Origin of the sequence: Rubrobacter marinus (genome assembly GCF_011492965.1) — a bacterium.
In the GTDB taxonomy this organism is placed as follows: Bacteria; Actinomycetota; Rubrobacteria; order Rubrobacterales; family Rubrobacteraceae; genus Rubrobacter_F; species Rubrobacter_F marinus.
Window position 1 is genome coordinate 2,650,450 of the sequence record NZ_CP045121.1, and the last position, 24,977, is coordinate 2,675,426.

General features: G+C 69.7%; 25 protein-coding genes and 1 pseudogene. 6 read left to right on the plus strand and 20 right to left on the minus strand.

All coding sequences use genetic code 11. The features are described 5' to 3' along the window. Positions 1-54: 54 nt before the first annotated feature. Positions 55-1,230 carry an acetoin utilization protein AcuC gene (locus GBA65_RS13650; RefSeq protein WP_166397015.1) on the minus strand — a complete coding sequence of 392 codons (1,176 nt, stop codon included), beginning with the start codon at positions 1,228-1,230 and terminating at the stop codon, positions 55-57. Further along, on the minus strand, positions 1,227-1,883 hold the full coding sequence (locus GBA65_RS13655) for a CBS and ACT domain-containing protein (RefSeq protein WP_166397016.1): 657 nt from the start codon (positions 1,881-1,883) through the stop codon (positions 1,227-1,229). The genes GBA65_RS13650 and GBA65_RS13655 overlap by 4 nt, the downstream gene beginning before the upstream one ends. A gap of 116 nt (positions 1,884-1,999) precedes the next feature. On the opposite strand from GBA65_RS13655, the gene GBA65_RS13660 reads away from it, so the two are divergent. After that, positions 2,000-2,425, plus strand: coding sequence for a hypothetical protein (locus GBA65_RS13660; RefSeq protein ID WP_166397017.1), 426 nt, complete (start codon positions 2,000-2,002; stop codon positions 2,423-2,425). On the opposite strand, the gene GBA65_RS13665 is transcribed toward GBA65_RS13660, so the two are convergent. Continuing rightward, complete coding sequence (locus GBA65_RS13665) at positions 2,426-5,122, minus strand: ATP-dependent Clp protease ATP-binding subunit (RefSeq protein ID WP_228281332.1); 2,697 nt, start codon at positions 5,120-5,122, stop codon at positions 2,426-2,428. A 150-nt stretch (positions 5,123-5,272) separates the two neighbouring features. Continuing rightward, on the minus strand, positions 5,273-5,791 hold the full coding sequence (locus GBA65_RS13670) for an Hsp20/alpha crystallin family protein (RefSeq protein ID WP_166397018.1): 519 nt from the start codon (positions 5,789-5,791) through the stop codon (positions 5,273-5,275). A 190-nt stretch (positions 5,792-5,981) separates the two neighbouring features. Between GBA65_RS13670 and GBA65_RS23280 the strand changes: the two genes are divergently transcribed. After that, on the plus strand, positions 5,982-6,491 hold the full coding sequence (locus GBA65_RS23280) for a helix-turn-helix domain-containing protein (protein WP_207955771.1): 510 nt from the start codon (positions 5,982-5,984) through the stop codon (positions 6,489-6,491). On the opposite strand, the gene GBA65_RS13680 is transcribed toward GBA65_RS23280, so the two are convergent. From GBA65_RS13680 to GBA65_RS13690, 3 genes are all read right to left on the minus strand, one after another. Next, the gene (locus GBA65_RS13680) at positions 6,488-6,817 is read right to left on the minus strand and encodes a rhodanese-like domain-containing protein (RefSeq protein WP_207955772.1); all 330 of its coding nucleotides are present in this window, start codon (positions 6,815-6,817) and stop codon (positions 6,488-6,490) included. The two genes, GBA65_RS23280 and GBA65_RS13680, sit on opposite strands and share 4 nt — an antisense overlap. Before the next feature lie 13 nt (positions 6,818-6,830). Continuing rightward, the gene (locus tag GBA65_RS13685; protein WP_166397019.1) at positions 6,831-7,130 is read right to left on the minus strand and encodes a Dabb family protein; all 300 of its coding nucleotides are present in this window, start codon (positions 7,128-7,130) and stop codon (positions 6,831-6,833) included. 104 nt (positions 7,131-7,234) lie between these two features. Then, complete coding sequence (locus tag GBA65_RS13690; protein WP_166397020.1) at positions 7,235-7,645, minus strand: nuclear transport factor 2 family protein; 411 nt, start codon at positions 7,643-7,645, stop codon at positions 7,235-7,237. A gap of 181 nt (positions 7,646-7,826) precedes the next feature. On the opposite strand from GBA65_RS13690, the gene GBA65_RS13695 reads away from it, so the two are divergent. After that, on the plus strand, positions 7,827-8,741 hold the full coding sequence (locus GBA65_RS13695) for a lipid kinase (RefSeq protein WP_166397021.1): 915 nt from the start codon (positions 7,827-7,829) through the stop codon (positions 8,739-8,741). A 1-nt stretch (position 8,742) separates the two neighbouring features. Here GBA65_RS13695 and GBA65_RS13700 read toward each other — a convergent pair whose 3' ends face one another. From GBA65_RS13700 to GBA65_RS26555, 7 genes and pseudogenes are all read right to left on the minus strand, one after another. After that, the gene (locus GBA65_RS13700) at positions 8,743-9,645 is read right to left on the minus strand and encodes a DMT family transporter (RefSeq protein WP_166397022.1); all 903 of its coding nucleotides are present in this window, start codon (positions 9,643-9,645) and stop codon (positions 8,743-8,745) included. Positions 9,646-9,733: 88 nt separating this feature from the next. After that, the gene (locus tag GBA65_RS13705) at positions 9,734-10,378 is read right to left on the minus strand and encodes a DsbA family oxidoreductase (RefSeq protein WP_166397023.1); all 645 of its coding nucleotides are present in this window, start codon (positions 10,376-10,378) and stop codon (positions 9,734-9,736) included. A gap of 115 nt (positions 10,379-10,493) precedes the next feature. After that, a complete protein-coding gene (locus tag GBA65_RS13710; RefSeq protein ID WP_166397024.1) occupies positions 10,494-11,474 on the minus strand; it encodes a quinone oxidoreductase family protein in 981 nt (326 codons plus the stop codon). Positions 11,475-11,484: 10 nt separating this feature from the next. Then, positions 11,485-11,874 carry an NAD(P)-dependent oxidoreductase gene (locus GBA65_RS25345; RefSeq protein WP_207955773.1) on the minus strand — a complete coding sequence of 130 codons (390 nt, stop codon included), beginning with the start codon at positions 11,872-11,874 and terminating at the stop codon, positions 11,485-11,487. Beyond that, positions 11,844-12,158, minus strand: coding sequence for an NAD(P)-dependent oxidoreductase (locus tag GBA65_RS25350; RefSeq protein ID WP_207955774.1), 315 nt, complete (start codon positions 12,156-12,158; stop codon positions 11,844-11,846). Before GBA65_RS25350 ends, GBA65_RS25345 begins: the two co-directional genes overlap by 31 nt. Next, the gene (locus GBA65_RS13720) at positions 12,155-13,522 is read right to left on the minus strand and encodes an MFS transporter (RefSeq protein WP_407691094.1); all 1,368 of its coding nucleotides are present in this window, start codon (positions 13,520-13,522) and stop codon (positions 12,155-12,157) included. The genes GBA65_RS25350 and GBA65_RS13720 overlap by 4 nt, the downstream gene beginning before the upstream one ends. Before the next feature lie 41 nt (positions 13,523-13,563). After that, a pseudogene (locus tag GBA65_RS26555) lies at positions 13,564-13,647 on the minus strand (hypothetical protein); the annotation flags it as partial. A gap of 341 nt (positions 13,648-13,988) precedes the next feature. Here GBA65_RS26555 and GBA65_RS13725 point away from each other — a divergent pair. Together GBA65_RS13725 and GBA65_RS13730 are read left to right on the plus strand one after the other, a co-directional pair. Next, positions 13,989-14,681 (plus strand): TetR/AcrR family transcriptional regulator, encoded by a 693-nt coding sequence (locus GBA65_RS13725; protein ID WP_166397026.1) that lies wholly within the window; start codon positions 13,989-13,991, stop codon positions 14,679-14,681. Positions 14,682-14,899: 218 nt separating this feature from the next. Beyond that, positions 14,900-15,121 carry a hypothetical protein gene (locus tag GBA65_RS13730; protein WP_166397027.1) on the plus strand — a complete coding sequence of 74 codons (222 nt, stop codon included), beginning with the start codon at positions 14,900-14,902 and terminating at the stop codon, positions 15,119-15,121. Positions 15,122-15,311: 190 nt separating this feature from the next. Here the strand turns inward: GBA65_RS13730 and GBA65_RS13735 are convergent, their stop codons facing one another. After that, a complete protein-coding gene (locus GBA65_RS13735; protein WP_228281333.1) occupies positions 15,312-16,202 on the minus strand; it encodes a DMT family transporter in 891 nt (296 codons plus the stop codon). 162 nt (positions 16,203-16,364) lie between these two features. Here GBA65_RS13735 and GBA65_RS13740 point away from each other — a divergent pair, with 162 nt between their 5' ends. Continuing rightward, positions 16,365-16,724, plus strand: coding sequence for a hypothetical protein (locus GBA65_RS13740; protein ID WP_166397029.1), 360 nt, complete (start codon positions 16,365-16,367; stop codon positions 16,722-16,724). Positions 16,725-16,871: 147 nt separating this feature from the next. Here the strand turns inward: GBA65_RS13740 and GBA65_RS13745 are convergent, their stop codons facing one another. The 5 genes from GBA65_RS13745 to GBA65_RS13765 all read right to left on the minus strand — a co-directional run bounded on the left by GBA65_RS13745 (position 16,872) and on the right by GBA65_RS13765 (position 24,888). After that, the gene (locus tag GBA65_RS13745) at positions 16,872-18,575 is read right to left on the minus strand and encodes an Ig-like domain-containing protein (RefSeq protein ID WP_166397030.1); all 1,704 of its coding nucleotides are present in this window, start codon (positions 18,573-18,575) and stop codon (positions 16,872-16,874) included. A gap of 413 nt (positions 18,576-18,988) precedes the next feature. Continuing rightward, entirely contained in the window at positions 18,989-19,660 is a 672-nt protein-coding gene (locus GBA65_RS13750; protein WP_166397031.1) for a DUF4352 domain-containing protein, read from the minus strand. 421 nt (positions 19,661-20,081) lie between these two features. After that, the gene (locus GBA65_RS13755) at positions 20,082-21,692 is read right to left on the minus strand and encodes a hypothetical protein (protein WP_166397032.1); all 1,611 of its coding nucleotides are present in this window, start codon (positions 21,690-21,692) and stop codon (positions 20,082-20,084) included. Between the two features lie 756 nt (positions 21,693-22,448). After that, positions 22,449-23,036, minus strand: coding sequence for a calcium-binding protein (locus GBA65_RS13760; protein ID WP_166397033.1), 588 nt, complete (start codon positions 23,034-23,036; stop codon positions 22,449-22,451). A gap of 16 nt (positions 23,037-23,052) precedes the next feature. Continuing rightward, on the minus strand, positions 23,053-24,888 hold the full coding sequence (locus tag GBA65_RS13765; RefSeq protein ID WP_166397034.1) for an Ig-like domain repeat protein: 1,836 nt from the start codon (positions 24,886-24,888) through the stop codon (positions 23,053-23,055). Positions 24,889-24,977 lie beyond the last annotated feature (89 nt).

Sequence of the window (24,977 nt, forward strand, 5' to 3'; positions counted from 1 at the left end):
GGCGACCGTCGTCTCTCGCTTCTAGGGATGTATCGGCTCAGGGGCGCGAATGCTTTAGGGTCGGGGGCCCTCTTCTATGAGCGGCAGGACCTTGCGCTTCAGCTCGGCGACGGTCCTGCGGTTGCGCTCCTCGATCTGGGCGGCGCGGCCGATGGGCGGGTAGTCGGCGGCGGCGTCGCGGGTGAGGTTCGGGAGCGCGACGGGGCTCTGCCCGCCCCACTTCGCGATCCACGAGCCGGGCATCGTCTCGGGCATCTCCTGGTGCGAGACGGCGGCCCAGAGCGCGGCCCACGCCCTCGGCACGACGCGCCAGATGTCGTAGCCGCCGCCCCCGATTGCGACCCAGCGCCCTTCGCAGAGCTCGTGGGCGAGCTCGTGGACGCGGCGGGGCACGTGCTCGTAGACGCGGGTCGTCGCCGAGAGGTGGGTCAGCGGGTCGAGGGCGTGGGCGTCGCAGCCGTTCTGCGAGAGGATCAGGTCGGGGCGGAAGCGCCTGAGCGCCTCGGGCAGCGTCTCCTCGAAGCACTCGATAAACGAAGGGTCCTGCGTGAAGGGCTGCAGCGGAACGTTGAGGGAGTACCCCGTCCCGCCGTCGCGCCCCTTCTCCTCGACCCCGCCCGTCCCCGGGAAGAGGTAGCGCCCGGACTCGTGCATGGAGAAGGTCAGGACGTCCGGGTCGTCGTAGAACATCCACTGCACCCCGTCGCCGTGGTGGGCGTCGGTGTCCACGTAGGCGACCCTGATGCCGGGGTGCTCCTCCTTGAGGCGCGCTATGGCGGCGCCCGCGTCGTTGTAGACGCAGAAGCCGCTCGCCTTCGAGCGCAGCGCGTGGTGAAGCCCGCCGGAGACGCACAAAGCGTGCTCGGCCTCTCCCCCCACGACGAGCCTGCACGCCCCGATGACGGCGCCCACGACGTGCGCGCAGGCCTCGTGCATCTGCGGGAAGATCGGGTTGTCCTGCGTCCCTATCCCGTAGTCCAGAAGCTCGGAGAGCGGGGCCTCGTCGCGGCCGGCCTTCTGGACGCTCCTGACGTAGCTCAGGGAGTGGACGGTCGTGAGATCCTCGTCGGTCGCCGGCTCCGGTGAGACGAACCGGTGGCCCTCCATGAGCCCCAGAGACTCGCACAGCTCTATCGTCATCCGGACCCTGAGGGGGTTGAAGGGGTGGTCCCCCCCGAAGCCGTAGGCCTCCAGCGCCTCGTCGTGGACGAAGACGGCCCGGCCGCTCAAAGCCCCGGACCGTCCGGCGCCGTCGGCGGCCAGAGCACGGGGAAGCCGGCCTCCTGGAGGCTACGTACCACCCCGGAAGGGTTTATGGTGGCGAGCCGGATGACGGCCACGCTGTGCGCCACCCCGTTCCCCTCGCTGGGGGCGCTCAGGACGCTCACGATGTTGACCCCCTGGTCGCGGACGATCCCGGCGACCTCGGCGAGCGAGCCCGGCCGGTCCGGTATTTGGACCTCCAGGCGGCTCCCGGGCTCGTGCGCCCCCACGAGCCGCACGAGCGCCGCCATCACGTCCGAAGCGGTGAGGATGCCGACGAGGTCGTCCCCCTCGACGACGGGGAGGCAGCCGATCTTCTTCTCGTGCATCGCCATCGCCGCCTGCTCTATGGGATCCTCCGGGTCGGCCGTCGTGATCCCGCGCGACATCTCGTCGCCGACCCGGATCTTCTCCAGCGCCGCCGCCCGATTCGGGTCGCCCAGAGCGGGCGTCGCCAGGCGCAGGTCGCGGTCGGAGATGAGCCCGACCATCTTCCCCCCCTCCAGCACCGGGAGGTGGCGGATCCCCCTCTCCCAGCAGAGCTTGAGCGCCTCGGCCGCCGTCGTCTCCGGCGAGACGGTGACGACCTCCCGGACCATAGAATCCCGTACCAAAAGCATCTCTACCCCTCCCGAAGGCCCCGCAGGACCGGACGAAACTCCTGCCCGCCAGTATACGTACCCCAAAGCCCGGGGAAGCAGCGTAACCCCCGCCTCCCCTGTTGTAGTATGAGCCCATGCCCGAGGTCCTGAGCCAGCTTCTCGCCGAGCCCGCGACCGCCCTCGTCAGGGAGAGCTTCGCCGGCGTCGAGGCCGAGTGGTGGTGGGAGCGCCGCCTCGACGGCGGCATCGTCGTCTGCCAGGAGTTCGACCCCATGGCCTCCATCCGCGCGGTCGCCGAAGAGACCGGACGGCCCGTCCCCGAGGTGGAAAGGATAGCGCTCGGCGAGCTCGGCCTCGAAGACCCGGAGCCCGTCGTCCTCACGTTCGAGCTGCCGGGCGCCACCGAGACGCGCGACGCCGCCCGCGCCCTCGTCGAGCGCTCCCGTGCGCCGCAGGGGCTAGCCGCGAGCCTCTATCGGCGCCTCGAAGAGGCGGTCCGCGAGGGCCAGGGGCGTCCCCGCGGGGACGCCCCTGGCCCTTCCGGCGCGGACGGCCGGTAACTACTCCGCGGCGACGGCGTTCGCCGCGCCCTCCTCCACCCCGAAGGCGAGCTTGCGGGCCTCGTCGTCGGCGTCGACGACCACCCTGTCGCCCGGGTTCACGGAGCCCGAGAGGACCAGGTTCGCCAGCTCGTTGTCGACGCGGCGCTGGATCGTGCGCCTCAGGGGACGCGCGCCGAACTCGGGGTCGAAGCCCTCCTCCGCTATAAGGGCGACCGCCCCTTCCGTAAACCCGACCTCGATGCCCTGCGCCCTCATGCGCCGCTCCGTCCGGTCGAGGAGGAGACGGGCGATCTCCGCGATCTGCGCCTCGTCGAGCGCCCGGAAGACGATGACCTCGTCTATGCGGTTCACGAACTCGGGGCGCAGGGTGGCCCGCAGGAGCCTGTCCATGTCCTCCTTGAGCTCCTCGAAGGGCTCGTCGCGCCTGGCGTGCGCCTGGATCCTCTCGGCGCCCATGTTGGAGGTCATGATGATCACGGTCTGCTTGAAGTCGACGGTCCTCCCCTTGGAGTCCGTCAGCCTGCCGTCGTCGAGAATCTGGAGCAGGACGTTGAAGACGTCCGGGTGGGCCTTCTCGATCTCGTCGAGCAACAGGACCGAGTAGGGCCTGCGCCTGACGCTCTCGGTGAGCTGGCCGGCCTCCTCGTACCCGACGTAGCCCGGAGGCGCCCCGACGAGCCTGGAGACGGTGTGCCGCTCCTGGAACTCGCTCATGTCGATCCGGATCATCGCCGCCTCGTCCCCGAACAGGGCCTCGGCGAGCGTCCGGGCGAGCTCGGTCTTGCCGACGCCCGTCGGCCCGAGGAAGAGGAAGTTGCCTATGGGGCGGTTCGGGTCCGAGAGGCCCGCCCTGGCCCTCCGGATCGCCTCGGCGATCGCCGTGACGGCCTCCTCCTGACCGATGACCCGCTCGTGGAGCTGCTCCTCGAGGCGTATGAGCCGCTCGCGCTCCTCCCGGGTGAGCTGAGAGACCGGGATGCCGGTGGCCCTGGAGACGACCTCGGCTACGTCCTCGGCCGTCACCCCGGCGACGGCCTGGCGCCCCCCCTTGAAGGCCCCGAGCCTGTCCTGGGACTCCTGGATCCGGCCCTTCAGCTCCTGCGCCCGCCCGAAGTCCTCGTTGGCGACCGCCTGGTCCTTCTCGCGCTTGAGGCGCTTTATGTCGTCCTCCAGCTCCCTGGTGTCAACCGGCTTGGTCTTGGAGCGCAGCCTGACCCTGGCGGAGGCCTGGTCCATGAGGTCTATGGCCTTGTCGGGGAGGAAGCGGTCCGTGACGTAGCGGTCGGAGAGCTCGGCGGCGGCCACGATGGCCTCGTCGGAGATCTTGACGCGGTGGTGCGCCTCGTAGCGGTCCTTGAGGCCCCTCAGGATCTCGACCGTCTCGTCCACGGTGGGCTCGCCGACGAGGACGGGCTGGAACCTGCGCTCGAGCGCCGCGTCCTTCTCGATGTTCTTGCGGTACTCGTCCACGGTGGTCGCGCCGACGACGTGCAGCTCCCCGCGGGCCAGCGCGGGCTTGAGCATGTTCGAGGCGTCCATCGAGCCCTCGGCCGCCCCCGCCCCGACGACGGTGTGCAGCTCGTCTATAAACAGGATCTGGCCCTCCGGGTTCTCGCCCGCCTCGTCGATGACCTTCTTGAGGCGCTCCTCGAACTGGCCGCGGTACTGGGTTCCGGCGACGAGGCCCGCGAGGTCCAGCGCCAGGACGCGCTTGCCGGCCAGGGTCTCGGGCACCTCGTCGTTGACGATGCGCTGGGCGAGCCCCTCCACGATCGCCGTCTTGCCCACGCCCGGATCTCCTATGAGCACGGGGTTGTTCTTGGTACGCCTGGAGAGGATCTCGACGGTCGTCTCCACCTCCTCGGAGCGGCCGATCACGGGGTCCAGCTTCCCCTCTCGCGCCATCTCGGTGAGGTCGCGGCTGTGCTCGTCGAGCGTGGGCGTGGCGCTCCGGGCGCCGTCTCGCGCCCCGCCGGCGCTGTCCACCCCGCGCACGACGGCCCCCCGGAGCCTCGTGTGCGAGAGGCCGAAACGCCTCAAGAGCCGCCCGGCCTCGGACTCCTCGTCGAGCGCCAGCGCCAGCAGGACGTGCTCGGGGCCGATGTACGAGGCCCCGAGCGCCTGGGACTCGTCGTAGGCAGCGAGCACGGCGCGCTTGGCGTCGGGGGCGAGCGAGGGGGCGACGCCGGAGCGGCCGTCCCCCCGCCCGGCCGACTCCTCCTCGAGCTGCGCCCCGACCTGCGCGGGGTCTGCGTCGACCTCCTCGAGGACGCGCCGCACGGCCCCGTCCTCGAGCGCGGCGTGCAGCAGGTGCTCGTTCGTCAGGTCGAGGCTGCCCCGCTCCATCGCGCGCTGCGCGGCCCGCTGCAACAGCTCGTTCGTGGCGTCCGAGAAGTACCGCGTTATGTCCACCTGCTCCGCCTGCATCCTGCGGGGCGCCCCGCGGCCGCCCGCGCCCTCCTCCGGCGCCGACGCGGGCTCCCCGTCGAAGAACCGGCCGAAGAAGTCGTCGAAGAGGCTACCGCCGCCCCGAGGGAAGAGCCCCCAGAGGCGAACGACCCCCGACCCCGGCCTGCGCGGCGTGCGGCTCGCACAGGTTCTCCGTCCTCGGGGCTCCCCGGGGACGACGCGCCTCACCGTCACCACCGCGGGCCTCACCCCGCACAAGTCACACATCTTCCTTCTCGCTCCCATGCATCTCCTCCCGAGCTCCTGGTCTACGCCTTACTTCTCATGAGCCCGCCACCCCGGCGAAGGGGCCCGCAACCACGAGGAGGCCGGGGCGTCTCCCGCCCCGGCCTCCCGTCCCGCGCCAAGCCCGGCGGAGTACCGGGCCCGTACCGCTCAGCTCCCCGGGGTCTCGCCCTCGGAGCCGGTCTGGCCGTTGCTCGAGCTCTCGTTGCCCGCGGCCTGGATCTGGATCTTCTTGGGCTCCTGAACCGCAGCGGCACCGGAGATCCTCACCTCGAGCACCCCGTTGTCGTAGCGGGCGTCGATCCTGCTCTCGTCGATCCCCTCGGGGAGCACCAGGCTCCTGCGGAAGGAGCCGTACCTGCGCTCCCTGACGTAGTAGCCCTGGCCCTGCTGCTCGGCTTCGGCCTTGCGCTGCCCGGAGATGGTCAGAACACCCCGCGAGAGCGTGATGTCAACATCTTCGGGCTTGACCCCCGGCAACTCGGCCCGCACCAGCACGTCCCCGTCCTCGTGCAGCACGTCGAGCGCCGGAGACCACGAGTCGGCCATCCCCTCGCCCTGACGCCCCCCGGACCTGCGGGCCAGCCCGCCGAACATCTCGTCGAACAAGCGGTTCATCTCACCGTGCACGTCGTAGAAACCGCGACCCCTGAAAGGACTCAACGCCATTGCAACACCCTCCTTCCTTCTCGACCCCCAACGGGGCCCGTCCTTATCGAGCACCGACATTTTACCGCATATACGCAGTTATCAAACAGATTTTCTACAGAAATTTCTGTGTTTTTGATCTAAACCTGTTATTGGATACGTTCTGTGCTATCTTTCTGTCATCGGGCCGTGGTCGGTAGAGGGGTAAGGGTTGGAGAGGTTCGGGATAGGCGAGCGGTTGGTGCGCGTGCGGCGCCGGAAGATGTGGACGCAGGGCCGGTTGGCGGCGGAGGCCGGGGTGAGCCCGACGACGGTCTCGGGGATCGAGAACGGCAGGATCTCTAGCCCGCACTTCGGCACGGTGCGCAAGCTGGCGCGGGCTCTCGGGGTGGACCCGGGCGGGCTGCTCTCCGACGGGGAGGCGGCGGGAGGCGGGCCGCACGCGCCGCTCTCGCTGGGTTGGGCGCGGGAGATCCGGGACGAGGAGTTCGAGCAGGGGCTCGAGGAGGCGTCGCTGGAGGGGCTAGAGGCGCTCCGCAGGGACCTCGGCGAGGAGCAGGGGAGGCTGCAGGAGCTGTACGGCGCGTTCCCCGAGGGGAGCGAGCAGCGGCGCTACATCAAGCGCCAGATCCGGATCGTGGCCGCCCAGTCGGGCTCCGTGGAGACCTCGATGATGTATCGCGAGGGGGACGCGGGCCCCGACGGGGGGTCGGCCCGCTAGTACCTCGGCACCGAGTCGTCGACGGCGGCGTAGGCGTCGAGGCCGCCTTCGAGGTTGTAGACGCTCTGGAAACCCGAGTGGTCGAGGAAGCGGGTCGCGTGGGCGCTCCGGAGGCCGTGGTGGCAGATCACGACCGTCTCGGCCTCGGGGTCGAGCTCGTGCAGGCGCTCGGGCAGGTCCGCTAAAGGGACGAGTTGGGAGCCCCAGATCCGGGCCCGCTCGTACTCCCACGGCTCGCGCACGTCGAGCAGGACGGGCGCTTCCCCCCCTCCGAGCTTCTGCACGAGCTCGCGCGGCGTCAGGCTCTTGTAGCCGAACTCCTGCAACCCGGACGCCCCGCTAGAGCCCGTGGTCGTAGTCGACGACGATGCGGTTGGGGTCGGCGAAGGTGTTGAGCTTGTCCGCCGCGGCCCTGTGCTCGGGGTGCTTGAGGTAGGCTTGAAGGTCGTCCGGCGTCTGGAACCGGGCGAAGAGACCGTGGGTGAACGGCCCGCCCCTCTCGCTGAAGTTCTCGCCCACCGAGAGGTCGATGACGCTCGGGACCTTGTTCCGGAGGGCCCTGAGGCCCTCCAGCATGTCCTGGACGTCCTCCGCCGACGCGTCCTCCTTCACCGTGAACAGCACCAGATGGTCTATCAAGGCTTTTCCTTCCAAGGGAGCGCGGCGTGGGCGTGGGCCGCGTCTTTCGAGTCCTGCAACAATGCGGGGCAGAGTCTACCAGACGAGGCCTTGCCCCCAGCCGCCTAGAATATGCGCCGGTCGGACTCGTCGATCTTGTAGTCGTTTATGGAGGCGTCGCGCCTCCTCATGTAGCCCTCGTCGTCGAACTCCCACAGCTCGTTGCCGTGGCTGCGCCACCATTGGCCGCCTGCGTCCCTCGACTCGTACTCGAACCGGACCGCGATGCGGTTCTCCGTGAAGCACCACAGGTTCTTCTGCAGGCGGTAGTCGAGCTCGCGCTCCCACTTGCGCGTCAGAAAGTCCTTTATGGCCTCGCGCCCCTGGAAGAACTCGTCGCGGTTGCGCCACATGGAGTCCTCGGTGTACGCCAGCGACACCTTCTCGGGGTCGCGGGTGTTCCAGGCGTCCTGGGCCGCCTGGACCTTCTTCTTCGCGCTCTCCTCGTCGAACGGTGGTACGGGCGGTCTCGTCATCTCTGTGCTCCTTCTCCGTTTGTGTCGGGGTCGCGCACGCCGGCCCGGGGGCGCCTTCGACGGCGCTCGGCCCCGGAGGGCGGCGCTTGAATGCGGCCCCTTCCCCTTCTCCTGCCGCCGTAAGATACGGTTCCGCGGCTTCGGGATCAACTTTCCCGCGCGGGAGGATAGAATCCGCCGGATGAGAGGAGCAGCCCTCATAGTCAACGCCAGATCGCGCACGGGGGAGCAGGCCTTCGAGGAGGCCCTGGAGCTTCTGGCAGCGCTCGGCGTCGACGTGGGCGCGAGCTTCCCCGTCCACGACCCGGCCCGGCTCGCCGAGACCGTGCGAGCGGCGGTCCTCGAGGGGCACGACCCGATCATCCTCGGCGGCGGGGACGGCTCGGTCTCCTCGACCGTGGACTTTCTCGCGCACCACCACTCCACCCTCGGCCTCCTCCCTCTGGGCACCGCGAACGACTTCGCCCGCACGCTGGAGATCCCGACCTCCCTCGCGGAGGCCTGCGAGACGATCGCCCGCGGCAACGTCGTCGACGTGGACCTCGGGCTCCTCGGCGACAACTACTACGTGAACGTGGCCTCCGTCGGCCTGAGCGTCGAGGCCACCCGCGCCCTCTCGCCCTTCCTGAAGAAGAACATAGGGCCCCTCGCCTACCCCGTGGCCGCCGTCAAGGCCTTCATAAAGCACCAGCCCTTCGTCGGCCGCCTCACCTTCCCGGACGGGGACCACGCCCCCGTCGAGTACGGCCGCCTCCTGCAGTTGGCCGTGGGGAACGGCCGGTTCTACGGCGGCGGGATGGTCGTCGCCCCGGGCTCCGGGATGGACGACAAGACCCTCGACGTCTACGCCATCGTCCTCGGCCGCACCCGCGACCTCTTCGGCGTCGCCCGCTACCTGAGGAGCGGCGACTTCGTCAAGTCCGAGAGCGTGGACCACTTCAGGACGTCCCGCGTCGTCCTGGAGACGGAGCCGGAGCTGCCCGTGAACGTCGACGGCGAGCTCGTCGCCTACACCCCGCAGGAGTTCTCCGTCGCGCCCAACGCCCTGCGCGTCATCGTCCCCGCGGGCTCCACCGCCGCCCGCTACGACGGCTAGCTCAGGCCCCCTTCCCGGCCCCCTGCTCCGGCTGAGGGCCGTTGGCGAGGTAGATGCCGGCGACGACGAGGGCGGCGCCGGCGACGAGCGAGGGGCTGAGGGTCTCGTCGAGGAAGACCGCCCCGATCAGGACGGCCACGAGGGGCACGAAGAAGATGTAGGCCGACACACGGCTCGCCTCGCCGGCCCTCACGAGGCCGAGCCAGAGCAGCCAGGCCACCCCCGTCCCGAGGAGCGAGGCGTAGAGCAGGCTCGCGACGAAGGGCGCGTTCCACGTGATCTCCGAGGGCGACTCGACGAGCGCCCCGAGGGCCGTGAGGACGACGCCCCCGGCGAGAAACGGGACGGCGACGGCCCAGAGGAGGGCGACCCGCTCCTGCGCCTTCTTGAAGTAGACCGTGCCCAGGGCCCAGGAGAGGGCCGCCCCGACCCCGAGGGCGACGCCGAGCGAGGCTCCGGGCGGCAGCTCGCCGAGGAGCCCGCCGGCGCTCACCGCCGCGATGCCCGAGAAGCCGAGCAAGAGGCCGACGACCTTGCGCGTCGTGAGGCCCTCGCCGAGAAACATCCAGGCCAGTACCCCGACGAGGATGGGTTGCAGGTAGATCAGGACCGCCGCCGAGCCCGAGGGGAGGTACATGATCGCGACCGTCTGCAGGCCCAGAAAGAGCACGACGTTGAGCGCCGAGAGCAGGGCGAAGACCGGCCAGTCGCGCCTGAGCTTCGGGCTCCCGCCCCACACGAGCGCAACGAGCGTCACCAGGAGGCCGCCGAGGATCGACCTCGCGCCCGCGAAGAGCACCGGCGGCGCGTACTCGAGGCCCACCTTGAGCGCGGAGAACGACGAGCCCCACAGCACCACCAGCGCGACGAACGCGAGCACCACGAGGCGACGATCCGCGAACAACGACAGGCCTTCCGGGAGGGGACACGACGGGAACGGCCCCCTCAGCTTACTACGCGCCGCCCCCCCGTTACCCGACCGGGTCTGCCCGTCATCCCGTGTGTCCGGCGGCCCGTGCGCCGTCGAGGACGCGCACGAACGCCTCGACCGGCTGGGCCCCGGCGACGACCGAGCCGTTGCCGAAGGCGTAGAGGGGTACGCCCTGTATGCCCCTCCCGTACGCCTCCTCCTGGGAGGCACGGACTTCGGCCCTGCCCTCCTCGCCCGCGAGGTAGCGGCGGACCTCGTCGCCGCTCAGGCCGGCGTTCGTGGCGATCCCGGCGAGGTGCTCGTGGTCGTTGAGGTTGCGGCCTCCGGAGAAGTAGGCCTCGAAGAGGGCGTCGACCAGCCTCCACTGCGCGCCGCGGTCGTGCTCCCCGGCGAGGAGGATCAGGCGGTGCGCGTCGACGGTGTTGGGGGCGCTGGCGACCCGGTCGAAGTCGAACCGGATGCCCTCGCCCTCCCCCACCTCGGTCAGCCGCGCGAAGGCGCCGCGGGCGTTGGCCTCGCCGCCGAACTTCCGCCGGGCGAAGACGTCCCACGGCATCCCGCCCCCGGGCATGCCGGGCTGGAGCTGGAAGGGCCGCCAGCGGCGCTCGACCTCGATCCCCGGCCTCATGGCGAGGGCCCTCTCGAGCCGGCGCTCGCCAACGTAGCACCAGGGGCACACCACGTCCGCGTACACGTCAACGATCATCGCCTCTCCTTCGGATCACGGGCCACCAACCTTACGCAACTCCCTGAAGATACGGGGCGTCGGGAGGAAGCTGCGGCGATCCCCCGCTTCCCCGGTCCGCCGCCGAAGGTCCTGCTCAGACGGCGAGCAGGACCTTGCCGGTCGTCGCTCTCGCCTCGATGGCCCGGTGGGCCTCGGCGGCCTCCTCGAGCGGGAAGGAGCGGCTTATCACGGGCCGCAGGGCTCCGGTACGGAGGTGATCGGAGATCTCGTTCCGCGCCGCCTGGGCCCGGCCGGGCCGGATCCAGGGCCCGCCGAAGCCGGTGAGGGTCAGGCCCTTGACGTTCATCTGCATGAGGTCCGGCGGGGGCATCGGCCGTCCGCTCGCCGCCCCGAACATGACCATGCGGCCGAGGGGGGCGAGGCAGCCGAACGCCGTGCTACCCGCCTCCCCCCCGACGGACTCGAGCACGACGTCGATGCCCCGACCGCCCGTGGCCTCCATCACCTCGTCCGCCCAGCCGTCGCGGCCGTAGTCCACGGCGCGGTCGGCGCCGAGGGAGAGGACGAGCTCGCGCTTCTCGGCGCTGCCGGCCGTCCCCACGATCGTGCCCGCGCCCGCGAGCCGCGCGAGCTGCACGGCGAGGGAGCCCACGCCGCCGGCGGCGGCCTGGACGAGCACGCTCTCGCCCCTTTGCAGCCCGGCCGCGTCGTGCAGGACGCCGTAGGCCGTGATGCCCTGCACGAGCAGGGCGGCCGCGGCGCTCCCGAGGTCCACCCCTTCGGGCACCTCCACGACCATGCCGGCGGGGGCGACGGCGTATCCGGCGTAGCCGCCGGATTCGAGGACGGCGACCACGCGGGTACCTTCGGACGGTCCGTCGACGCCCTCCCCCAGGGCCGCCACGGTGCCGGCGACCTCGAAGCCCGGCGTGATCGGGAACCGCGCCTGGTGCGGCCCGAACGCCATGCCGCGGCGCGTCCCCGTGTCGGCGTAGTTCACGCCGGCGACCTCGACCGCTATCAGGACCTCGCCCGGTCCCGGCGTGGGTGCTTCCATCTCCTCCGGCCGCAGGACCTCCGGCCCCCCCGGCTCGTTTATGCGTATCGCCTTCATCCCATCCTCCTCAGTAGCTGACCATCGGCGCCTGGCCGACGTAGGAATCGTCCGTGAGCTCGCGCAGCATGAAGCCGGCGACGTCGGCGCGCGAGATCTTGGTGCCGCTGTTCTCGCCGACGGACCCGACGCGGTACTCTCCCGTCGCGGCCCCGTCGGTGAGCCGCGGGGCACGCACGATCACCCAATCGAGCCCACTCCGCCTTACGACCTCGGCGTGGCGCTCCGCGTCCTCCAGGACGTCCCTCTGCAAGACCTTGAGCAGGCCGGAGAAGACGCGGTCGACGAGCTTGGGGCGGTCCCCGGGGTCTCGTACCCCCGCCCCCGTCAAGCTGACGAGCCGGCGCACGCCGTGCTGCTTCATGGCGGCTACGATGTGCTCGGTGCCCCGCTCCTGCACGTCCTTCGGGAGGTCTTGGTGTGCCCGAGGGCGCTCAGGACGGCGTCGGCCCCGGCGACCGTCTCCTCGACCCTCGAGGGGATGAGCACGTCCCCCTCGACGACCCGCAGCCGCTCGTGGCCCGTCGCAAGCTTCCCGGGGTCGCGGACGAGCGCCGTGACCTCGTGCCCGTCCCTCAGGGCCCCCTCGATCAGGTGCCGCCCCGTCCTGCCCGTCCCTCCAAAGATCGCGACCTTCATCGCGCCACCGCCTCTCTCCCGCTCCGCGGGCCTCGCTTGCGTCACGACGCCTTCCTCCGGCGCCGCCCCGTGCCGATCTCCCCCGTCTCGCCGTCCGCTCCCGGCCGCCGGGCCTCGCGCGGGAGGCTCGCGGAGGACGCCGCGGAGGCCCCGGCGGAGGCGCCGGCCGCGAGCTCGTCGGCCTCCCCTCCGGGGCCGGCGACCTCGCCCTGCTTGAGGCGGAGGTTCCTCATCAGGAGGGCGCCCGCGACCGAGAGCACCGCCGTCGCGAGCACGAAGAGGAAGCCGGTCTGGACCGCGCCGGCGAGGGCCTCGCGGGCCGCGGCGAGCAGGCCGCCAACGAGCCCTTCGCCGCCGGGCAGCGCCCCCGCGGCGCGCTCGAGGGCGCCGAGGGCCTCGGGGCTTACGAGGGCGTTGGGCTCCTCGAGGCCGCCGACGAGGCGGTCCGGCGTGCCCTGCGGGACCCCCTCGCGCAGGCCGTTCACGTAGCCGGAGGTGACGAGCGTCCCTATGGCCGCCGTCCCGACGGTCGAGCCGATGGAGCGGATGAATTGCGTGGCCGCGGTGGCGACGCCCATGTTCTCCTCCCCCGCTATCGTCTGCACGGCGAGGGTGGTGGTCGGCATTATGAGCCCGAGGCCGAGGCCCGTGACGAAGAGGAACAGGGCGACGGTGGTCGTGGAGGAGCCGACGCCGAGGGTAGAAAGGAGATACGCGCCGAGCGCCATGAGCACGGTCCCGGCGAGGAGGAACGGCTTTATGCGGTTCACGCGGGCCATGAGGACGCCGCCGACGATGCCCATCGCGGTCATCGTCAGGATGAGCGGGGTCAGAACCGCGCCCGAACCGGTCGCGGTGTAGCCGAGGACGCCCTGCACGAAGAGCGGGGTGTACAGGATCACCCCGAACATCCCGATGCCGACCCCGAACATGACGATCGAGGCGGAGACGAACGAGCGGTCCCGGAACATCGAGAGGGGCAGTATCGGCTCGGGGGACCTGGCTTCTATGGGCAGGAACAGCGCGAGGAACAAGGCGGCGACGGCGAACCCGGCGAGGACCCTGGCCGAGCCCCATCCGTAGCCCTCCCCCGCCCATGAGAGCGCGAGCAGGAGCGCCACGATGGCGACCGTGCTCGTGAGCGCGCCGAGGTAGTCGATGGAGGCCGCGCGCCGGCGCTCCCCGTTGGGCAGGACGAACGGGAGCGCCACGAGGGAGAGGAGGCCGAGCGGCAGGTTGAGAAAGAAGACGTAGCGCCAATCGAAGGCGTCCGTGATCCAACCGCCCAGGGACGGCCCGATGACGCTGGAGATCGAGAAGACCCCGAAGAAGAGCCCCTGGTACCTGGCCCTCCTCGCCGGGTCGGGGAAGATGTCGGCGACGCTGGTGAACACGGTCGAGAGCAGCATCCCGCCCCCAGCCCCTGCACCCCGCGGAAGACGACGAGCTGCGTCATGTCCTGCGCGATGCCGCAGAGCGCGCTCCCCACCAGAAACACCGCCACGCCCGCGACCGTGATCCACTTTCTCCCCACAAATCCCGAGCTTCCCCACGATCGGGATGACCACGGTCTCGGCCAACAGGTAACTGGTAGTCACCCACGCGTAGAGCTCGAACCCGTTCAACTCCGCCACGACCCGCGGCATCGCCGTCCCCACCACCGTCTGGTCGAGAGACACGAGGAACAGAACCAGGATGAGCCCGGCCGCCGCCAGCGCCGTACGCCTCCCCCCCAAACCGTCCGCTGCCGCCAAATCCTGTCCCTCCCCGAGCCGGATACCTCCCGTGCCCGTCCTTCGATCTGTTAGAATCAAAAGCGGACGATTGTCCGCTTGGTGGATATTACCGGACACCTGTCCGTTTTCAAGGAGATTCGTGGCGAGTTTTCTGGGGTCTGCGGGGATGCAGGGGAGAAGAGGAAGAGCGGGTCGGGTCGTGCCGCCCCTGGCGTTTGGGGGGGCGCCTGCCGGCGAGAGGCGGGACGCGGCGGAGAGCCGGCGCCGGGTGCTGGGGGTGGCCCGGGAGCTCTTCTCCGAGCGCGGGGTGGACGCGGTGAGCATGCACGAGATCGGCCGCGCGGCCGGCGTGGGCCAGGGGACGCTCTACCGGCGCTTCAAGCACAAGGGCGCGCTGTGCATGGCGCTGCTCTTCGAGGGCGTGGAGGGGTTGTACGGGAGGGCCCGGGACCGCGAGGAGTCCGGGGGGCCCGCGCTGGAGCAGCTTATGGGTTTGCTCGAGGATCTCGCGTGCTTCAACGAGGAGAACGCGCCGCTCCTCGGCGCCGTAAGGGACGCGGTCGGGGGGGAGCGCCGGGTGGAGATGTACCGCAACCCGTTCTACTCCTGGCTCCGGGCGACCGTCGTGGCGCTGCTTGGGCGCGCGGTCGAGGAGGGCGAGGCAAGGGAGGGGCTGGACGTCGAGGCGGTGGCGGAGGCCGTGCTCGCGCCGCTCAACGTCGACCTCTACCTCTACCAGCGAGCCGAGCTCGGGATGGGGCGGGGGCGGATCCTGACCGCCCTGCGCGGCCTGCTCCTCGACGGGCTGCGGCGCGAAGGGACCGCTAGGTAGGGGGAGAAGGAGAGCCGGGCCGGGCTTCCAGGAGGGGGCAATCTCTGCCAGCCCGGTCTACGGAGCAACCTGCGCCGAAACCAGGCACCCGTATATGGGACAATCGTCCCGATCATGATCGGGACGTCGCGTCACCGAGGGGCGCGGCCCCGGTTTTACCCCCGAACGTGCGGGGACATAGTGCGTTCGGTCAGGCCCCGAGAAAGAGAGGCAAGAGCATGGACGACGAGACGCAGCAGAGGGTGATCACCCTGGTAGCCGCGGGGATCGCCTACGGCATAAGCCACGCGGTCACCAACCGCTACATAGACGTCCCGGATCAGCGCGGCATCAAGGACGACGCCCTGGAGGCCGTCCTCAAGGGCGCCACCACGGCCGCCTCGACCATCCTCGCCTCGATCATCGTCCGGCGCGTCCTCGCCGGGCGCTGGGGCGGCTAGAGTAGCCCCCGGGGAAGGGTCGGAAGAAGCCGGCCCCTCCCCCCCACCTCCCTCAGTAGCTCCCCCTCCGCCGCACCCGGTTCCCCGTACCCCTATCCGCCCGGACGGATGGCGCGCCGCCCGAGTCGGCCGGTGTTCCGGCCCGTGATCGGCCCCGGCGCTGTCGAGTCCTTGGGGGCGAAGGGAGGCGTTACGAGGGTCGCCGGGCGAGGTAGACGCCCAGGAGGATGACGGCCCCGCCGAGGAGCTGCTCGGGGCCGAGGGATTCGCCGAAGAAGACGATCCCCGACGCTACGCCGGTGAGGGTGATCAGGTACTGGTAGACGAGCACCCGGTTGGCGCCGATGCGGCTGATGCCCCGCTGCCAGGCGGCGAAGGCGAACGCGGTGGCGAAGGCCGCCGAGTAGCCCACCGTCGCCCAGGCCCCCGGGGTGACGCCGCCCCAGTCCAGCCCCGGCAGGAAGGGCGCGGCGAGGAGCAGGGCGACCGGGCTCGCGAAGAGGGTCGGGTAGGTCGCGACGGCCAGCGGGGAGTGCCGGTCCAGGACGGGGATCGAGAGCACGGTATAGGCGCCGACGCACACGGAGGCGAGGAGGACGAGGCCGTCGCCGAGCGTGCTCGTCCCCGCCGCCCCGAGCCCGTCGTAGACCACGATCCCGACGCCCAGGATCGAGAGCGCTACCCCGATCATCCCCCCGGCGGTCGGCCTCTCCAGCCCGAGCGCGGAGGCCAGGATCATGCCCCACACCGGGGCCGTGGCGAAGATCAGGCCGGTGTTCGAGGCGGTGGTCATGCTGACGCCGAAGGTGAAGGAGGTCTGCGCCGCCGCCACGCCGAAGCAGCCCAGGCCGATCATCGGCAGCAGCTCCCCGCGCGTGAGCCGGCTCCCCGGCTCCAGGAGCCGGAGGACGAGGAGGAGCAGGAGACCGCCGCCGGCGAAGCGCAGGGCCACGAGAAAGGTCGGGGGCAGAAACCCCGCGGCGTATTTCGTCGCCGCGTAGTTTGCCCCCCAGAAGATGGCCGCCAGGATCAGGGATAGCTCCGTGGTCCGGGCGGCGGTTCTGGCCTTGTTCTCCGTCACGGGCGAGATTCTACGCCCCGGGCGGCCGGAGCGCCTCGGAACCGGTCGTCGGCGGCGCGGGAGGCGTCGCATTCATACCCTCCTCCGCACGTTTGCGCGAGCCGCGCCGGGAGAATAATGTTGGAAAGAACCTTTGGTGCACCCGTAGGAGGGATCTGCAGAATGGAAGCAAACAGCGCTGGAACCGCGCTCAATCAGACCGTCGGGCAGCTACAAGGCGGCATCCTGCGGCTAGGCATAGGGTCGGCCATCCCGGTGATCGCGACGTGGGAGCAGACGCTCTCCGCCTCCGGCGTGCCGGAGCTGACGCCCGTAGCGCAGAACCTGAGCACCCTGAGAAACCACCTCGCCAACCCCAACTTCGATCCCAATCAGGTGGGCCAGCTTCTCGCGACGCTCGGCGGCCAGGTCCAGGCCATCGCGGCCACCCCGTACGGGCTGCCGATCGCGGCCCCGCTCACGCAGCTCGGCCTGCTCCTGAGCACCGGCGGCGGCACCCTCATGGGGCAGTCCGGGGGCTAGCACAACGGGGCTGATCCGTCCGCCAAACCAGACAGAGCCCCGGCGGCCCCCGCCGGGACTACAGAGGTCGAGGGGCCAGCCCGGTAAACGGGCTGGTCCCTCGCTTGTTGCGCTCGCCGCGGGGCGCGGCGATGGCGTCGTATCAGCCTACCTCACGGTCCTGAAGCTCCAGCTCACCGGCGCGAGGGTGTTGCCCGCCTGGTCCCTGATCCCGCCCGTCAAGGCCGCCGTGTACAGCGTGTTGCGCAGCAGGTTCGCGTTCGGGTTCAGCGTCGCCGTGCGGTTGGCCGCGTTGTACGTCACCGCAGACGTGACCCCGATCGTCCCGCGCTTGAGCGTGAAGCTCGCCGCGCTCGTCCCCACGACTGGCTCGCTGAACGTCGCGGTCGCGTTCGTGGTCACCGCCCTACCCGTCGCGTTGACGGCCGGGGTTCTGGCCACGACGGAGGGCCTGATCAGGTCGACGTTGACGGTGAGGGCGGCGGAGCGCGAGGCGTTGCCGGCCGCGTCTCGGGCCTCGGCGACGACGGAGCGGGCGCCGTTGGCCAGGGCGCTCGTCGTGATGCTGTAGTTACCGGAGGCGTTCGCCGTGCCGGTGCCCCTCAGCACCCCGTCGACGAGGATCCTGACCGATGCGCCGGCCTCGGTGCGGCCCGCGAAGGTTGGGGTTGCGTCGTTGGTGCGGTTGTCGGCGTTGGAGGAGCCGGTGTCGCTCGCGGCCACCAGGTCGAGGCTTGGTGCGGCCGGGGGCACCACGTCGAGTACCTCCATGGAGAGAGCGCCGGAAGGGGCGCTCACGTTGTTGGCCGCGTCCTTCGCCCTGGCGGTGACGTTGTGGACGCCCACGCCGATGGCGCTGGTCTCGATGCTGTACTTTCCGCCGACGGTCGACCCGCTGCCCACCACGTTCCCGTCGACCAGGAGCTCGACCGTGGAACGGGACTCGGAGCTTCCGGTGAAGGTCGGCGTGGCGACGGAGGTCTTGTTGTCCGTGTTCGAAGCACCGTCGTCGCTGGCGGCGGCCAGGTCGGGAACGGTGGGCGCGTCCGGCGGGGTTACGTCCGCGAACGCGCCGGGGTTGGGATCGTTCACCTCGGGGCCGCAGCCGAGGTCCGGCGGCGTCGCGTCGAACGGTCCCGCCACGGTGGATTCTTCTCCGCCGTCGTCGGTGACGTTGATGTACTGCAAGGAGACCTCGCCGCCCTGGCCCGCGAGTGGTGCGTCGAACGCGCCGGAGGGGCTGAGCTCGGAGATCGTGCCCCTCGAGCCGACGGTGCCGCCCACGCGCCGCGCGTCGAGGGTCGGCGGCTCGGCGTCGGGATCGGAGGAAGCCAGGGAGATCGGGGTGTTCACGAAGGAGCCGTTCTCCAGCTCGTTACCGGTGGCCACGCCCAAGATACGACCGTCCACGTCTTCGTAATCCAGGTTGCGCACGAAGGTGTAGTCGTCGATTCCGGTCCCGGTCACCCGCACCTGATCGCCGGGGCGGATGTTGGGGGTCCCGTCCTGCCAGCAGTCGTTGACGCCCGCCTCGGGGTCGTCGCCGGCGTGGTTGATCTCGAGGACCGACGGCTCCCCGCCGGCTCCGGCCACCACGGTTCCGGTGAAGGTGCCGATGGGCCCGTCGACGCCGCTGCGCAGAACTTCGACGGTGACCTCGCCCTCGGGGTAGCCCTCGAGCAGCACGAAGTCGTTGGTGTAATCGACCTCCAGCAGCCGCCCATCGCCGACGCTGGCCCACGCCGGTGAGGCGAGCGCCACGCTTGCCATGAGGGCGGTGGCACCGATGGCCAGGATCTTCTTTACCCCGCCGCTTCCCTTGAATGATTCTTTCGAGATTTCGATGGTCACTTCTTTACCTTTCTTTGAGTGTTCGATGGCTCTTCATCGAGCCCCGTCTGTGCCCTCGTCGGTGATCACAAGCCCATCCCGCGAGGGAACAGGTGGCGGAGACGCCTTCTCCTCCCACTCGGTCGCAACGCAGGCCTGATGGTCTCTCGGCCCGCCACGGCGGTGGGCGATCTCACCTCCCTGTCCTGTCCCGACTTCACCGCAAACCCTTCCATCTCACCCTCTTGAATTCGCCTTCTTGCTGCTTGTAGGGTCGCCGATGGGGACGCTCCTGCCATTGCACGTTTGGACGATTTATTGCTAGCTCAGATGGGCTACACATCTCCCGCCGCGGATGCGCAGACGTAGAGTGAGCCCCGTGCGTGGACACGGGGCTCACCCGGGGCTCGTCGTACGCGATGTCGCGGATCGTTCTAGTGGTCGGGGCCGTCCTCGCGCGGGCCGCCGTCCCCATGGCCCTTCGCCGGGGCGTCGTGCCCGTGGCCTTCTTCCCCTGTCGCCGGCGGAAGGTCCAGGGCTACCGGGCGTCCTCCGTCGAAGCTGAGCTCTAGCCCATCGGCGTCTTCGGGTGCCTGGAAAACCAGGCTCCCCGAGACCGCGCCGCCGGCGGGGATCGCCTGGCCCTCCTCGAACGTCTCCCGGAGCGGCCCGCTCTCCTCCACACCTTCACCGGTGAGCCGAAAGTCGTCCGGCGAGTAGCTCATGGCGCCGTCTTCGGCCGCGAGGGTGACGTCCACGACGAAGCGCCGCTGGCCCTCGGGGGCCATGTCCATCCCCATCGACGACATGTTCATTCCGCTCGCCGCGAACTTATCGGCCTGCATGGCGGCCATGTGCTCTGGGGTCATCGCGTCGACGCGCACGAATCCCCCGGGTATCTCGACCGGCTCCCCGGTCCTAGCCGGGCTTGGTTCGACGCCAAGGGAGGAGAAGATGCCCCAGCCGCCGGCCGCTAGCGAGACCGCGACACCGACCGCGAGCGCCGCCCCCGCCACGCGCGAGCGGTTGGAGCGCCGCCGCCCGCCGCTGGCAGGATCCTCGCTCCCGGGTTCGGCCGCGAAAGGCGCTTCGTATCCAACCTGCATCCGTGGCGCCGTCTGCTGGGGCATGAATGTTTCGTCCTTTCCTCCAGAGTTCTTCACGACTCCAATGATGGCCCTGCAAGCCGCTCGCGCCATCGCGTGTATGGGCGATCTTTGCCTGGCCCAAATGGGCTAACTCTGGAGCGGAGGGAGCGGCCAGTAGGACCTCCGTGGGCCAGATTCGAGAGAGGCCGACGACCGCCGTCGTTTCGTCGAGCCGGTCACGACGTCGCCGGAGTTGCGGAGAACGGGTTCGAAGCTCCGACTGTCGTTGGTCCGAGGCGAAGCGCCCGTGAGAACGACGGCGCGCGTAGCCGTTCCATATAGCCGCCAACTGGAGGTTCCAGGTAACGGAGCCCTCACGCCGCGGCCGGGGCTCGCCGAACGGCGAGCCCCGGCTCCGGGTGTCCGCTTGCGTGATCCTTCAGCGCGCCCGGAAGGTTTTCGACCGGCCAGCGTCACCCGCGCCGGCCTTCACCGTGTACTTACCGGCGGAGGTAGGCTTGAACGCGAACCTGGAGTTCGGAGGTAGGACCTTTCTCGAGATCACCTTGCCGTTGCGGCTGATGGTCAGCGTCAGCCTGGCAGCAGATGCAGGGCCTCTGACGGTGATGCGTACGATCTTCCCGACCGAGACCACGGGTTTGGGCGTGTTTATCACCACCTGTGGGGGCGCGGGAGCGGGCCGAGGGGTTGCGACCGGCGGTTGAGCGGGCGGTTGAGCGGGCGGTATCACAGGGGGCTTCGTGGGCGGCTCGGTCTGGGGCGGGGCGGGCGTCGGAGGCGTCGAGACGCTCGTCGCGGCGGGAGCGGACTCGTTGCCCGCGGCGTCCTGCGCTCTGACCTGGTAACGGTAGGTCGCGCCGGGCACCGGCAGAGCCGTCTTTTCGAGGTAGGACGCCGTGGAGGCAGGGAGCAGAGCGGCGTTGAGCCTCGTGTACGTGCCGTTTTTGGCGTCGGCGCGGTAGACGTTGTAGCCGGCGAGATCGGCGTCGGTGATGTTGGGGCTCCAGGTGAGATTCACGCCGTTGGCGGCGGCCGTTGCCGACAACCCGTTGGGGGCGGCGGGAGCGGCGTCGAGGTTCGAGCCGTGGATATCCCAGGTGCCGTAGTTGGCGTCGCCGGCGCGCTGGTCCTCCCAGACCACCGTCTCGCCGTCCACGGCCGGGGTCTCCTGCGGGCCCGCGCCCGTCGCCACCGCGAACTCCCGGCCCGTCGCGACGTCCTTGCCGTAGGTGTCGCTATCCCCGTTGCGGCCGTCGGACCAGACCACGACGGTGCCACTGACTGCCGGAGCCCATTGATCGGAGGCGTTCGTGGTCACCTGGAACACCCGCCCGGTCTCCAGATCCTCGGCCATGAGGTCCCTGCCGAAGATGTCGTGGTTGTTCGCGCCCTCCTGACGCCACACGACCAAGCTCCCGCTTATGGCGGGCATATCCTGCCAGGCGGACGCGGCACCGACCGAGAACTCCGCCTCGGCCGAGGCGAGGTCCTTCCCGTAGATGGTCTTACGGCCGTTACGGTCGTCCTCCCACACGACGGTGTCGCCGCTGATGGCTGGGTTGGTCTGGTTGCCGGCCGGCGCGCTCACCTCCCGTCCCTGGCTGTCCGGCGGATCGGTCGCCAGGTCCTTGTAGTACACGTCGAGGTCGTAGGCGTTCGCCGTCGACCTCCGCCCGTCCTCCCACACCAGCTTCTTGCCGCTGATCTTCGGCTTGCGCTGATCGCCACGGGCGACGACGATGGGAACCTCGGGGGCGCCGGGCCCCAACGAGAGGTCCTTGCCGTAGACGTCCCAGTCGCCGTTGCGGTCGTCCTCCCAGACCACGAAGTCGCCGCTCACGGCAGGCCGACGCTGGTTGCCGGGGTGAGCGGTCACGGGGAACTCGGTCTGTCCGGCGGGAAGAAGTCTTTTTCCGTAGATGTCGGAGTTTCCGTTCCGTTTGTCGTCCCAGACCACGAGGCCGCCGCTTAGCGAGGGGGAGGTCTTGTCGCCACCGCTATCGGAGACGACGAATTGCTTGCCCGGCACCACCGCATCCGCGGGGCGCAGGAGGGCGGTCAGGGATACGAGCAGGGCTAGAAGCAGGAGACCGCCGGCCGCGCCCGGCCAGGTACGGAAAAGCGCCCTCTCTCCTCCCGAATCACGCCCACCAGGCGACCCTCCTACCATCGTCTCCTCCTCTACATCGTCCGCAAGCCGCGTCCGAGGGTAGCGCCACGGCGACTCGTTCCGCCCCAGAGAGCGAGACCGTAGCTCGTCGCCCGGTTCTTTGTCGGGATCTTCGAAGACATGATTGCCTGTCGGCACGGGAGAGGCATCCTACATACACGTGATCTTTTTCTAACCCAGTTGGGCCAGTTTGAGGGACGCAACGCCTCGACCCGCGCCTCGAACGATAAGAGAGCGACCGAGACGCAGCGTCCCCTACACGTTTGCCGCCGTTGCCGCTCCCGTTCGTAGTCGCGCTGACATACGGCGCCCACAGCACACCGGAGCAACGAGAGAAGCCCCGAAGGACGACCTCGCGGCCGATCGGACGCAGAGCCCGAGCTTGCGGGCACCGGACCCGACCGTTTCGATCGGACGAAAGAAGATCGAGCCGTCCTGCGGCTCAGGGAGCTCTCGAGCCTCTACTGCTCCCCAGCCGCAGAGCTGCCGCTACCGCTTCGATAACACGTGGCGCGAGACCGATCCGGACGACTTCGGAACGGATGACCCGCTTCGGCCCCCGGTCGGTCTACAAACGAGACAATTACCCCGGCGCCGCGCCCTGAAGCCCCGGCGTTAACCGAGCCTCTCGCAGCTTGTGAGCTCGAGGAACTCGGTCGGGGAGGCACCGGCGAAATCGGCGGCGTCGGCAACGACCGTGTCGAACCCGGGACCGCAGCTGACAGCATCCGCTACCCCGTCGCCCGCGATATGGAGGTAGTCGTTCTCGACGCCTCCGTAGAGCTGATCGCGGTCGGGACCGCCAAACAGCCTGTCGTTGCCGCTCTCCCCGGCGACGAGATCGTTGCCCGGGCCGCCGTTGATCGTGCTGTCGTGGTCGTAGCCGCCGTACATCCGGTCGTTACCGGACCCGCCGTACATCCCATCGTAACCCGGCCCGCCGTACATCGTGTCACGCAGCAAACCGCCATCCATGTAGTCGCTGCCGTAGCGCCCGTGCATCGTGTCGTCGCCACCATAGCCGCGCATGCTGTCGGCGGCGTTGGTCCCGACGAGGGTGTTGTTGCCGTTGTTGCCGTTGACGACCGCAGCCAGCGCAACTCCCGCAAACATCACCAGCGACACGACCACGACGGTAAGCAGGATCAACGTCCGTCTCATTGCTTCTCTCCTCACCGAACCCTTCTTCCTTGAACCGATCATATCAAACGTTCTCTGGCTAGGACACCCCGAATCCCCTCGCGGCGCTCGTCCCCCCAGCATGGTCCGCATCGCCGCCGAAACTGGCCACCACGGAGTAGCTGCCCGCCGCGGGCGGCGTGTACGCCAAGCGGTACAAGCCGCTGTTCAAGGATGCGTACCTCGTGGCTATCGACGCCCCGTTACGCTTGATGGTCAGCTTGATCGTGCCCGCGTGTTTGGGAGCGACGGCCCCGGAGAGGGTCACGGCCTGCCCCGATCTCAAGACGGTGGCCGAGGTGCTCAGGGTGACCACGGCCCTTACGCTGACCATCTTGGAGGCGCTCGCATAAGGAGCCAGCGCCGCGCCCGGTCGCCCCGCGAACCGGGCCCGATACTCGGTGTTCTGAGCCAGTTTCACGTTGGAGAGGGAGAACGTACCGTCGGCCCTCGTCGTGAGGCTCCCGCCCGGGACCGGGCCGAAGCTGCCGGCGCCGACGGGCTTCTGCTCCAGGATCACCTGCTCATCGGCGATCGGTGTCCCGTTGGAGGTGAGCCGGCCCGAAAGGATGACCGAGCCAACATAGTTGGTCACCGAAACGTTCGGAGCCAGGCTCAACTCGGGGACCGCGAACGAGGTGCCGTGCGCGACGGCGGGCGCGGACTCGTTGCCGGCCTTGTCGACGGCCGTGATCCTATAGTGGGATACCGCCCTCTTGGGCGCCGTCGCATCCGCGTAGGAGGTTGCGGAGATCAAGGCGTCGGGGTTCAGCTTCTCGTATGCGCCGTCGGGAGAGGCCGCGCGGTAGAGGTTGTAACCGGCGAGGTCGCTCTCCCCGTTGGCGGTCCACCGCAGATCCACGCCCCCGAGCCTACCGGCCGCCGTCGCCCCCGGGGGAGCCGCGGGAGCGAGGTCCACCGTCGAGCCGCGGACGTCCCAGGTGCCGTAGTTCGGGTCGCTCGCACGCTGGTCCTCCCAGAGTATGGTCTCGCCGTCTACGGCGGGGGTCTCCTGCGAGCCGGCGCCCGTACTGACCGGAAACTCCCGGCCCGTCGAGAGGTCCTTGGCGTAGATATCCGCGTTGCCGTTCCTACCGTCGACCCAGACGACGAGGTGCCCACTGACCACGGGTGAGTACTGGTCCGCGGTGTTCGTGGTCACCTGGAACGCTTCTCCCGCGGCGAGGTCCCTGCCGAAGATGTCGTAGTTGTTCGGGCCCTCCTGACGCCACACGACCGTGGAGCCGCTTATGGCGGGCTGGTCTTTGAAGCTTGGATCGGTGCTGACCGAGAACTCCTCCCCGTTCGAGAGGTTTTTGGCGTAGACGTCCGAGTGTCCGATGCCCCGGCGGTCGTCCTGCCAGACGACGGTGTGTCCGCTTATCGCCACGTTACGCTTATTGCCAGGGCTGGTCGCGGCGATCTCCCGCTCCTGCCTGGTCGAGAGGTCGTAGCCGTAGACGTCCCAATCGCCGTTGCGGTTGTCTTCCCAGACCACTAGGTTGCCGTACACGTCGGGCTTGCGCTCGTCCGACGGGCTCTCGGTGATGCGGAACTCTTGCCTGGTAGAGAGGTCGTAGCCGTAGACGTCCGGGTTGCCGTCGCGCCGGTCCTCCCAGACCACGAGGTTACCGTCGATCTTGGGCTCACGCTGGTCCCCGGGGGCGCCCGAAATCTGGAACTCTTCACCGTCGGGCACGCTCCTGCCGTAGACGTCCGAGTTGCCGTCGCGCCGGTCCTCCCAGACCGCCACCCCGCCGTTCACGTCGGGGTGGAGCTGGTCTCTAGAGGTAGTAGCGACCGCGAAGCCCTCGGCCTCCGGGAGCGCGCCGGCTGACCTCGACAGCCCCATCGGGGACGCAATGCAAACCAGCATCAGGCACGCTGCCGCCACGAGAGAACGCGCGTACCGGGAACTCAAGAGCGATCCCCGACGCGGCGACACCGTGCTCCTCCCTTCGAAGG